An 11,374-nucleotide genomic window follows, 5' to 3' on the forward strand; every position below is an offset into this window, starting at 1 on the left:
ATATGTTCCGTATCGGCACCGGATATGATGTTCACCGCCTTGTCGAAGGGCGCCCGTGCATTCTTGGAGGAGTCACTATCCCGCATCACCTTGGCCTGCTTGGCCATTCTGATGCCGACGTCCTGCTCCACGCTATCAGCGACGCCCTGCTCGGCGCGCTCGCCCTCGGCGATATTGGCGCTCACTTTCCTGATACCGATCCCGCGTATAGTGGCGCTGACAGCCGTATCTTACTCCGCGCTGTCGTGGCCTTAATTCATCAAAAAGGCTACCGCGTTGGCAATCTTGACAGTGTTATCATGGCGGAACGGCCTAAACTCCGTTCGTATATCGATGCCATACGGCACAATATTGCACTTGATCTCCAGCTCGATATTGAATCGGTAAGCGTTAAAGCTACCACAACCGAAAAGCTTGGCTTTGTCGGACGCGAAGAAGGCATTGCCGCCCAGGCTGTCGTGATCATTTTCAAAAAAGGTGAACCATGAAACACGTCGGAATTATCGCCAAACCAGATGCCCAGAAAGCGCCACAAATTGTCGAAGGATTGATCCGCTACCTTGAAAAAAAGCAAATTGAATGGAACGTAGACGAAGATACCGCCCGCATTATTGAATTGGATAACGGCATGCCCAAAGCGGCGCTCGTCAACCATGTGGAGCTGTTGATTGCTCTTGGCGGCGACGGCACCATCTTGGGCGTGGCGCGTTTGATGGTAGGGAGCGATACCCCTATCCTTGGCGTTAACCTCGGCAACCTCGGCTTTCTGACCGAAGTCTGCATTGATCAAATGTACCTCGTGCTCGACCGCATTCTGGGCGGCGATTACCGCATTGACGAACGGATGATGCTGCGCTGCCACCTGCATCGCATGGGAGAGCGCTTTGCTGAATACCACGTCCTCAACGACGTCGTCATCAACAAAGGGGCGCTGGCGCGCATTATCGACCTTGAACTCATGGTCAATAAACAATTTCTGACCCGCTACCGCTCCGATGGCCTCATCGTTTCTACGCCCACCGGCTCAACCGCTTACAACCTGGCTGCTGGCGGGCCGATCATTCACCCGTCGCTAACCAATATGATTATCACGCCGATTTGCCCGCACATGCTGGCAAACCGTTCCATTGTCATCCCCGCGCGCAACGTGGAACTGGCCGTTCGCGTAAAAGCGCGCAGCTCTGACGTCATGCTTACTCTTGACGGGCAACTCGGAGTCGCCCTACAAACCGGCGACGTCATTCATATCTACAAATCAGACGCCACATTGAAGATGGTGACAAACCCCGAAAAGAATTACTATGCCGTGTTGAAAGAAAAAATGAAGTGGGCGGAGATCTAACACAATGTTGCACGAGTTGATCATCAAAAATTTTGCGATCATCGAAGACATTACCATCGAATTTGACAGCGGCCTCAATATTTTGACAGGTGAAACCGGAGCCGGAAAATCGATCATCATCGATGCCCTCGGCCTCCTCTGCGGCGAAAAAGCGCAGAAAGAGTCGATCCGCACCGGGCAAGAAAGCCTTGAAGTGCAGGGAGTGTTTGGGCTGGAAAGTGACGCATTGCAGGCCGTGCTCGCCGCAAACGATATTCCTGCGGACGATGGCGAACTGATTATCCGCCGCATCGTGGCGCAAGGGGGGAAAAACCGCGTCTACGTCAACGGCACCGTGCAAGCCGTTGGATTTCTCAAAGAAATTGCCGATTATATTGTTGATATTCATGCCCAAAACCAGCACCACAGCCTGCTCAATCACGCGCGGCACGTCCAGTTGCTCGATACCTTTTTAGACGACCCACAACTCCCTGAACAGTACCGTTTGCACCACCAAGCGTGGCGACGCGCGCGCCAAATATACGAAGAAGCCCGTAAAGGCGCTGCCGAAAACCAACGGGCGCTCGACGATATTCGCCGTCAACTCACTGAAATTGATAAAGCCAAACTCCAGTGTGATGAAGACGACGAACTCGAAGCTCGCCTGAAAATTCTGACCCACGCGCAAGACATTGCCGATGCCGCCGAAGCAGTGCAATGCGCCCTCAGCGAAGATCACGACGCCGTGATTCCGCGCTTGCAAGGGGTACAAAAACAACTGCGGACGCTTGAATCCTTCGACCCTGCATTTGCTCCGTACCTCGCCGAAATTAATACCGTTATGGCCACGTTGCAGGATATGGCGAGTGTGGCGCGCAGTACCGCGCGCAACGTATCGGGCGACGACGTGGAACTCGAAAAAGTCGAAACGCGCATTCGTCAGCTCGATACCTTAAAACTGAAATATGGCCGGAGCGTCGCTGACATTCTGGATTATGCCGAAACGCTGCGCGCGCGCGAAGCAAACCTCGCGCATACCCTTGATGTAGACGCCTGCGCCGCTGAAGCCGCCGCCACCCTCGCCCTCGTGCAACAATGCGGCGAAGCCCTACGCCACGCACGGCAGAAAGCGGGAGCCGCCATCAGCGCCGCTATCATCCGCCAACTCGCCGATCTTGGAATGAAAGGGTGCCAGTTCAGCGTCAACGAAACGCTGCACCCCGAACCACAAACCAGCGGCCTTGATGCCATTGAATTCTACCTCTCTGCCAACCGTGGCGAAGCCCCCAAACCACTCGCCAAAGTCGCCAGTGGTGGCGAAATGAGCCGCATTATGCTGGCCATTAAAGGGGTACTCGCTGGGCAAGGGATGACCAGCACCTTTGTGTTTGACGAAGTCGATACCGGCGTCAGCGGTGCCGTCGCCGAAATGGTGGGGGAAAAACTCAAAGAACTCGCCAGCCGCAATCAAGTGCTCACCATTACGCACTTGCCGCAAGTTGCCGTCAAAAGTGACCGCCACTTTCGCATTGTCAAAGCAACCGTCGGCGATCAAACCTGTTCCGAAGTCATCCCCCTTGACGCCGAAGGGAAAATCGAAGAAATCGCGCGGATGCTCGGCGGTATCCATATTACCGATGCCTCGCTGGAACATGCGCGGCAGTACGTCGCACAAATGGGGGGAGCGCCAGCGAAAGCTGGGCGTGCCCAGCGCTAGATGGAACGCAATATCGCACTTCGAGTCGCCTATGATGGCACCGCCTATCGCGGCTGGCAGATACAGAGCGGGCGCAGCGAAGAACACCTGACGATTCAGTATATCATGTCGCACGCCATCGCTCAGGTTTGCAACCATCCCATTCGGCTGCTGGCCGCCGGGCGTACCGACAGCGGCGTCCACGCGCGTGGCATGGTCTGTAATTTTTTTACCACCAGCGCCATCCCACTCGAAAACGTGCGCCGTGCGCTGAACGTCAACTTGCCGCGCGACATCCGCGTGATGGATGCCCGTGAAATGCCAGCCGACTTTCACAGCCGCTTTAGCGCCAGCATCAAAACCTACTGTTACACCATCGAACACGGCACCCCCGTTCCAGACCCCTTGACGGAACGCTTTGCGTGGCACCTGTACCATAACCTCGACCGCGCGAGCATCGAACGCGAATTGCAAGTGCTGGTCGGCGAACACGATTTTGCCTGTTTTCGTGGCCGGAGGCCAACTACCCTTGGCACCGTGCGCGTATTGACCGAGCTCAGCGTCCACGACCTCAGCCCCACGCAGCTTGCTATCCGCATCCGCGGCAAAGGATTCTTGAAACACATGGTACGGAGTATTGTTGGCACCGTTGTGGATATACAGACGGGAAGATTCCCGCGCACCATGACAGAAGTGCTGGCCGGGAAACAACGAGCGCTGGCCGGACGAACCGCTCCAGCGGCTGGGTTACTGTTGGAGAGTGTGGAGTACGTTGATTATGTGTGGGAGTGACGGTTAGAAAAACAAACGTAACCATTCAGCTTAATGACGGTAGAGGCTTTTCGAAGCGCTCTCGTGTCATTTCGATCCTTAGCGAGAAATCTAGATCTCTCACCTACGTTCGAGATGACAGGCAAAAGTGCTGAATAGTTATACCTCTACGACTATTGCAGAGATCGGTTTTGCGGTGGCTGTTAAAAGCCAATCCGACCTTCCAGTGTGGATACAGTGATTCAAAGTATGTCAGCCTTGTAAAGTTATTGGGTTACACACTGTAGATGCTTAACAGCGCCATTAAATTTGCCCCCTACGGTCGCCGGACGCTCGCAAGCTCGCAAGCTCGCGCCGCTTATTTTTGCGTTAGCGTTTAAAATCCTTGCCCAAAATAATGTATCAGAATAGTATCACTTTATGGGTTAATATTATTTTAGAAGGAGTTGGGGGATTTATGAAAACAGAATTAGTTACAACCTTGAAAAGGCAAGCGACAAAGATTCTTGCTGAACTACACCAAACAAAAGAACCTGTTCTCATCACAGAGCATGGGCAACCTTCCGCTTATCTTGTAGATGTGGATGAGTACGAGTATATGCAAAACCGTATGCAAATCCTCGAAGGCATTGCACGTGGAGAAAAAGCCTTACTTGAAAGCAGAGTGTATTCTGCAAATGAAGCGAAGGAGAAAATGAGTAAATGGCTCAAATAATATGGACAGAGCCTGCACTTATTGATCTTGATGGAATTGCTGAATACATCGCTCTCGACAAGCCAAGCGCAGCTAAAAAACTGGTTAGAAATGTTTTTGAATCGGTCAAACGCCTTGAACAATTTCCAAAATCCGGAAAAACACCAGAAGAACTAAAAGATACTGAATACCTTGAAATAATCGAAGGTCCTTGTCGTATATTTTACCGCATCGCCGACGATAAAGTTTATTTGTTGTACGTAATGCGTTCGGAAAGAAAATTGAGAGCATACATTTTAGAAGAGCGCATTCAATGAAACGTTCATTAAATCATTACAAGCACGAGCGGTGATAAAGAAAAACGCAACCATTCAGCGTCATAATGGGAGAACTTTTTCAAAGCGCTCTCGTGTCATTTTGAACGAGCAGAGCGAGGAGAAATCTGACCTCCGCGAGCATCGAATACGCATCATTTCGAGCAAAACGAGAAATCTGACATCCCTAAGTAAGGTATATGTGTCATTTCGAGCGTTAGCGAGAAATCTAGATCTCTCACGTACGTTCGAGATGACAGGCAAAAGTAAGATGCGATAAAAAAGCTTCCACATCTTTTGCCACAAGCTCCCTCGGATGTGTTTGTTCACCAAAATGGTGAATGTAACGCAAAATCCAATGACAATAGGACTTTTCTGTACGATAGGCATAATGGTGGTATCGCAACACCGCACGAACCTGATCCATAAGTTTCAAGCTTGGATCAGGACGAAGTTTATGGATTTTTTCCATATTTATCCCCTAATATCGCAATATATAGAAAATAAAACTTTTTTATATTTTTCGTTGTAACACGGAAAGATGCAAGATATAATTTTCCGTGTCTGCAGCCTTAATATCACGAAACATGGAAAATTTTCCGGATATAGGGGTGCGATATGCGGAATAAATTCTATTTATTGCAATGTTATGCAAAGGCGTAGAAGACAATGCGGCTGGTCACGGAAACCAAACGTTTGAAGTTAATTAAGGTGACCGCCGCCGACGTTGATTTGGTATATTTGCTGACTGGGAACAAAAATGTGATGGAGTTCTTTCCGAAGGTGCTCAGTTACGACGAGACCCAGCAAATGGTTGAGAAAATCCTCCATCAATACACAGAATACGGTTATTGCTTTTGGAAGGTCCTGCTCAAAGCAGGAGAACAGTTTATCGGCATCGCCGGTCTTCTACATCAAGAAATTAATGGTGAAGTGGAAACCGAGATATCATATCGCATGCTACCCGTGTACTGGAACAATGGCTATGCAACCGAAGCCGCGAAGGCCTGTAAAGAGTATGGGGAAAATACATTGGGAAAGAGGAGGCTCATCTCTCTGATTCATCCGAGGAACCATGCCTCCATACGAGTGGCGCAGAAGCTCGGTGCCAAGAAGACAAAATCAGTGTTCTTTATCGGCGAAGAACACGGCGTTTATGTCTACCCCATAGAATGATTAAGCGCATAACAAAGTTTTTTCAGCGGAACGCAAAAAGCCGCGCCCGCTGAAAAGCAACGTTAGGCGCCCGCGCAAAATGAATCAGAATCTTAATCAAGAAGCAGGTTAAATGAATAAAGATCAAAAGAAAGCCATCTTAGACTACATCCAGCACATGGATCCAAAGGGTGATGTAGTTGAGTCTATTTCTCCAAAAAAGGACTTCTCTGGTGGGAAAATCAAGTACAACGAATCAAGTTTGCTCGTGCACAGAGATATCTCTTCGCTAGGTGATGAGGAGTGGGTTAGAGCATTTTTATTGGTGCGACTGGTAAAGGAGCTTGGCTATAACTCCAAAGAAAAAATTATTGAACTTGAAAAGACATATAGCATCGGTCGACCAAGCAGAAAATCGGCAAGGGTCGATATTCTGGTTAAATATCCGTCAGATTGGCCTGAGAAAGATAAGCGAAATTCTGTTTTTCTATTTATAGAGTGCAAGGCACCTGAAAAGTTTGAGTCTGACAGGGATTACCTCAAAGGGCAGTTGTTCAACCTTTCAAAGCAAGAATCACCTCTTCCAGCCTTCGGTGTTTATTACACATCATCCTTTGATGTTGGAAATGTTTTTGACAAATGCCTTATTGTAAATCTTTCTGAGCATTCGTCATGGGATGATTGGGATAAGGAGGGCCAGCCCTCAAACTCAATTATTCCTACTAATTTTGATATTCCAAAAAATATTGAATATGCAAATATTGACCATCCCACTGAAGAACAGAGGCCACTTAGAACAGACGTAAATAGGCATGAATTTGATCGTCTGAGAAAAGAGTTACATGACGTGATTTGGGGTGGTGGTGGCACTAATAACAATGATGTCTTTGTAATTCTAGTACGATTATTCTTATGTAGAGTTTACGATGAGTTAGAGGCGGCCCCAAATGCAACATATCGTTTTCAGCGGGCTGCATATGAAAACGGATTAGTAGAATCTCCTGAAGATGTGGTCGTAAAGATGACTGCATTATTTAAAGAGGCTGCTAAAACTTATCTGGGCTACAGCAATGCTGAACTAGAAGAGACTGTGCCGTTTGAGGCAAAAAAAATATCTGCAGCTAAGGTCGCGTTCGTTGTTGAGCAGCTTCAAGATAAATCACTGACGCGAAATACTCATAGAGGCGACAATGATCTTTTGGGTGATTTTTTCGAAGGAATTGTCTCTCAGGATTTTACTCAAACTAAAGGACAATTCTTTACGCACATAAATATTGTAAAATTCTGCATTGAGATTTCTGGATTTAAAGAAAATGTAGTTCAAACATTTATGAATGAAAGAGATCCTCAAGGTAGGCCTAGAATACCAAAAGCTATAGATCCGTCGTGCGGTTCAGGAACCTTCATGATAGAAGCTATGAAGGTGGGAACGAGTGCATTATTTCCACTCCGCAAGGAGGGGAAGCTACCTAAGCGGCTAAAAGAGTATTCATCCATTTGGTTTGGCGAGGATAGTCCCAATGGTTGGGCGCGTGAATTTATATACGGAATCGAACCAAACGCTGATCTTGGGCTAGCCACCAAAGTTAACATGATTCTTCACGGTGACGGAAGCACTAATATTTTTGTCAAGAGCGGATTAGAGCCCTTCGCGAGCTATGCCATTTATGATCGATCGCATGGTTTGGCGATAACAAAATCTAAAGGAAGTAAATTTCCCTACGCGAAGGATTGTAATGAAGAGTTTGATTTCATCTTTACGAACCCTCCTTTCTCAATCTCTCTAAGTGGAGATGAAAAGAAACAGTTAAACAGAGACTTTGTTCTCGGATCTAATAGTTCAAGCGAAAACCTGTTTATCGAACGTTGGTACCAGCTCCTTAGGGCTGGAGGGAAGTTTGTAGTTGTTATTCCGGAGACCATTCTTGACTCATCAAGTAGTTCAGATATACGTTTATTTTTATTTCGTTATTTCAATATAAAAGCAGTAATTTCGCTCCCATACGTTGCTTTTAAGCCTTTCACAAGTACCAAAACCTGTATTCTGTTTGCCGAAAAAAAGACAGATCAAGATGTTGAAGCTTGGAGTAATGCGTGGCAGACACAGGAGTCTGAATACAAATCGTTAGTGAAGGGTTTCAAGTCTACAAATGATGAAGCTCGGCTAGTATCTGCTACAGAGCTTCTGGGCCTAGAAAAGGAGCTGGATTCCATAGAGGATGTTTTATCTAGTTACGAAAGCGACTTAGATCAAATAGTAAAGGATGGCAGCTCATGGATATTCAAACGCGTTGTTAGCTCGGAGAATATCGGAGATGATGAAATATTCTTGGCTGAACCTCAAAACGTTGGATATAAAAGGCGTAAAGGACTGCCAGACTTAGTGCAGCCAGATGACTTATTTGGTGAAACTAGCGTCTTTAATAATTTTAAAAGTAGTGAGAAAGAGTCGTTGCGCTTTGGATTTAGGGTTAAATTGAGCGAACTTGCAGTTCGTCCTAGTCTTCGCTTAGATCCAAAATATCTACACTTATGGGTTAAACGAAAAGGAAATGTATTCGGGCAAGAAGCTGGGATAAATAAGCTAGGTGATCTTCTTGTTCCTTATAAACCAAATAAATTACCTAAAGGTTTGCTCTCGAGTCCGAGGTTGTTAGTCGATCTTGCTAATGTTGAGTCAAAAATGTCGATTGTTTCAGGTGTGGAAGAAATTGATGAGCTAGGATCAGACAAAATTGAATTTGGTGAAAGCGAACTTGCAATTTCAAAATTGGAGCCCTATTTAGGCAAGGTGTTAATAAATAAACCAGAGCAGGAATGGATCGGTAGTCCCGAGTGGCTAACTTATAAAACGACAAGCGAAGTTTATGATCTTGATTATTTGAGGTTTCTATTACTCACACCCGAAATGTTAGAAGTGTATAGATGTCTGCAATCTGGAAAGAGACACGCAAGGCTATCTGAAGCGGATTTACTCGCATTGCTTGTCCCTAAAAGATCTAAGGCAGAACAAAACGAAATGGCAAAAACAAGCAGGAAAAAAATGATCGATATACTCAGCAAACGCGAAGAAATCGAAGCTCTTAGAAAAGAAATAGACTTAGCATTCTCTTAATTTTAATCGAGCATAGATACAGCGCCTAACGGATAAGGTTAGATCGTGATCGCGAAGCGAGCCACGATCTGAACCGTTTGTTGGACAAGCCCAGCGGCGACCGCCATGTTACATGAAAATATTTTTTAGGATCTTGGGTTGCTAGATCAGTAAATTGAATCGTCGCGAGGTTGGAAGTAGTTGCGGATTATTTGCTGCCATTATTTTGTTATTTTATCGTTTTTTATCGCCCTTTTGGTTGTTTTTTAGGCACAGCTATCCCATAGCATGTAGGTTGATTGACTCTCTCTGGCACGTAGTGCGGTTTACATAGATAACGTCTCTTGGTTTGTCCGCTGGTACAGAATCTGTGGGTGGGAAACCATGGTTGCGAGGATTGTCATATCTGCTCCGCAAGACGGACAAACGATTGCTGGCCGTGGTTTGTTGTTACAGCGCCATGGCTTTACTCGCAGCACCAGCTGCAGGATGCGGATCAGCTTTTTACTCCCTGCATGGAGGAATCCATACGATCTTGCTCGCCGGAATCTTCGAGGGAGCACGTGGAGCATGAGCAGATAAAGAAAGTACTCGCCTTTGACAGTTCTGGTGCGGTTTTCGCCACTTTTTGCGTGGCGATAGCGGAAGGTGATCATGCCGTTTTGGTTGTGCAGAATGTCTTTTTCACGGATCACACCGCGATACAAATAGCGGCCAAGGTAGATTAATGCTTTTTCACCGTTGCCTGCATCCTTGCAGTCAACCACCCACTGTTTTGGGCAATCATACGGAACGGACAGTTTGTTTTCGACCAGACTTTGGAGCAGCTTTGCTCGGAACACTGTGGCCAATGCTTTATGACAAAAGAGATATTTCCCAAATTTCTTGTTCCACAGCCTGGTTTCCAGAGTGATGCTTGCTCCCGGCATGATCACGTGGATATGGGGATGGTAGTCCAAGGTTCTGGAATGGGTATGCAAAATGGCAGTAAATCCCGCTGATCCTCCGAGTTTTTTGTCATTACTGGTGAAGGTTTTTAGGAGAGCTTGCACGGATTCGAACATCTGAGTGTAAACGGCTTGCTGGTGTTTCCATGCTAGATCACGCAACTGGCTTGGCAGGGTAAAGGTTATCAGATAGTATTGACACGGTAGCCGCTTTTCAAGCTGGCTTTCCAACCACTGCTGACTCTCGTAATTTTGGCAGTGTGGGCAGTTTCTGTGGCCGCAGGAATGGGGGATGTAGACCCGTTCTAAGCATTGGTGGTCTGTGCAACAGGCCACCATGTGCGGCCCATGTTCTTGTCTGCACCGAACCATTGATTCCAGTGCCTTGATATGGCTTGGCAGGAGGTTTTGCTTGTAAGCGCGCAAGAAACTCTCCTTGAATTCATTGATAATTATGGAGAGCCGCATTATTTACGTCCCCTCCACTTGATGTCTAAAGAGTTCACGACAGAGTTGACAACCGTTCTGGTGTTGTTGGCTGTTGTGGCGGTCAAGTGGGTATATCTGGCAGTGGTTAGAATGCTGACATGGCCAAGAATCTGCTGCAGCTCGAGCAGGTCGACTCCAGCTTCCAGCATATGGGTGGCATAACTGTGGCGCAGGGAATAGCATGTGATCCTCTTTAGGCCAAGGTGCTGAACCACGCCTTGCATAGCGGTTTGGATGCCTCCCCTGTCCAGAGGCAAATCAACCAAGTGGGCATTCTTCAGGCCTCGTTTTCTACTGGGGAAAAGAAAGCGGGGATGCTGGTGCACCGCCCAGAACTCCCGCAACAGCTGCAATGTTTTATCAGGCAAAGGCACCAGTCGATCCTTATTTCCCTTGGCATCGCGAATATGCACCCGCATATTGCCAGCGTCGATATCGTCTACCGTAAGCCGGATACCCTCACCAAGGCGTAAACCAATGCTATAGCAGGTGAAGAAGAAAACCTTGTAGCTCAAAATACTGGTTGCTGCGAATAACTGTCCGGCCTGCTCCACCGACAAAATATCAGGAATTCTTGATGCATTGGGCGGTTTGATCAGGAGAATGTTGTCCCAAGGTTTGCGCAGCACTTCGGAGTAGAAGAATTTCAGCCCGTAGAGGTCAAGCTTGACCGCACTCCAAGAGTGCGTATCCAGAAGCTCAGTGAAATAGTCAAGCAGCTGATCGGGCGAGAGGTCACCAACATTGCCATCGAAATAATTGCCGATGCGCCGGATCGCCCTAGCATCAATGGTCTTCGGTTGCAGACCGCCAAGTTTGAGGCATTTGAGATGTTTCTGATACAGTTTGCTAAAATTCGGATCTTGCAGCAGAGTGGTGTTCATTGTAATCTC

At 47.4% G+C, this 11,374-nt stretch carries 11 protein-coding genes; 8 read left to right on the plus strand and 3 right to left on the minus strand.

The annotated features are described in order from the left end of the window. Positions 1–2: 2 nt before the first annotated feature. The 6 genes from ispF (at position 3) to P304_RS0101005 (ending at position 4,799) form a co-directional block, all read left to right on the plus strand. Entirely contained in the window at positions 3–488 is a 486-nt protein-coding gene (gene ispF, locus P304_RS0100980; RefSeq protein WP_027389019.1) for a 2-C-methyl-D-erythritol 2,4-cyclodiphosphate synthase, read from the plus strand. Beyond that, complete coding sequence (locus P304_RS0100985; RefSeq protein WP_027389020.1) at positions 485–1,342, plus strand: NAD(+)/NADH kinase; 858 nt, start codon at positions 485–487, stop codon at positions 1,340–1,342. The genes ispF and P304_RS0100985 overlap by 4 nt, the downstream gene beginning before the upstream one ends. Before the next feature lie 4 nt (positions 1,343–1,346). Further along, positions 1,347–3,038 carry a DNA repair protein RecN gene (gene recN / locus P304_RS0100990; RefSeq protein WP_027389021.1) on the plus strand — a complete coding sequence of 564 codons (1,692 nt, stop codon included), beginning with the start codon at positions 1,347–1,349 and terminating at the stop codon, positions 3,036–3,038. Next, positions 3,039–3,809 (plus strand): tRNA pseudouridine(38-40) synthase TruA, encoded by a 771-nt coding sequence (gene truA / locus P304_RS0100995; protein WP_027389022.1) that lies wholly within the window; start codon positions 3,039–3,041, stop codon positions 3,807–3,809. 436 nt (positions 3,810–4,245) lie between these two features. Beyond that, on the plus strand, positions 4,246–4,503 hold the full coding sequence (locus P304_RS0101000) for a type II toxin-antitoxin system Phd/YefM family antitoxin (protein WP_027389023.1): 258 nt from the start codon (positions 4,246–4,248) through the stop codon (positions 4,501–4,503). After that, positions 4,491–4,799: a type II toxin-antitoxin system RelE/ParE family toxin gene (locus tag P304_RS0101005; protein WP_027389024.1), complete on the plus strand. Its 309-nt coding sequence runs from the start codon at positions 4,491–4,493 to the stop codon at positions 4,797–4,799. Before P304_RS0101000 ends, P304_RS0101005 begins: the two co-directional genes overlap by 13 nt. Before the next feature lie 235 nt (positions 4,800–5,034). Here P304_RS0101005 and P304_RS13345 read toward each other — a convergent pair whose 3' ends face one another. Continuing rightward, entirely contained in the window at positions 5,035–5,268 is a 234-nt protein-coding gene (locus tag P304_RS13345; RefSeq protein WP_084417462.1) for a phage integrase N-terminal SAM-like domain-containing protein, read from the minus strand. 197 nt (positions 5,269–5,465) lie between these two features. Here P304_RS13345 and P304_RS0101015 point away from each other — a divergent pair, with 197 nt between their 5' ends. Continuing rightward, entirely contained in the window at positions 5,466–5,972 is a 507-nt protein-coding gene (locus P304_RS0101015) for a GNAT family N-acetyltransferase (RefSeq protein ID WP_027389025.1), read from the plus strand. Positions 5,973–6,084: 112 nt separating this feature from the next. Next, a complete protein-coding gene (locus P304_RS15825) occupies positions 6,085–9,066 on the plus strand; it encodes an N-6 DNA methylase (protein WP_051321290.1) in 2,982 nt (993 codons plus the stop codon). Between the two features lie 305 nt (positions 9,067–9,371). Here the strand turns inward: P304_RS15825 and P304_RS0101025 are convergent, their stop codons facing one another. Continuing rightward, positions 9,372–10,460, minus strand: coding sequence for an IS91 family transposase (locus tag P304_RS0101025; RefSeq protein ID WP_027389026.1), 1,089 nt, complete (start codon positions 10,458–10,460; stop codon positions 9,372–9,374). Continuing rightward, on the minus strand, positions 10,460–11,365 hold the full coding sequence (locus P304_RS0101030) for a tyrosine-type recombinase/integrase (protein ID WP_027389027.1): 906 nt from the start codon (positions 11,363–11,365) through the stop codon (positions 10,460–10,462). Before P304_RS0101030 ends, P304_RS0101025 begins: the two co-directional genes overlap by 1 nt. Positions 11,366–11,374: the final 9 nt, after the last annotated feature.

Source organism: Chrysiogenes arsenatis DSM 11915, assembly GCF_000469585.1.
In the GTDB taxonomy this organism is placed as follows: Bacteria; Chrysiogenota; Chrysiogenetes; order Chrysiogenales; family Chrysiogenaceae; genus Chrysiogenes; species Chrysiogenes arsenatis.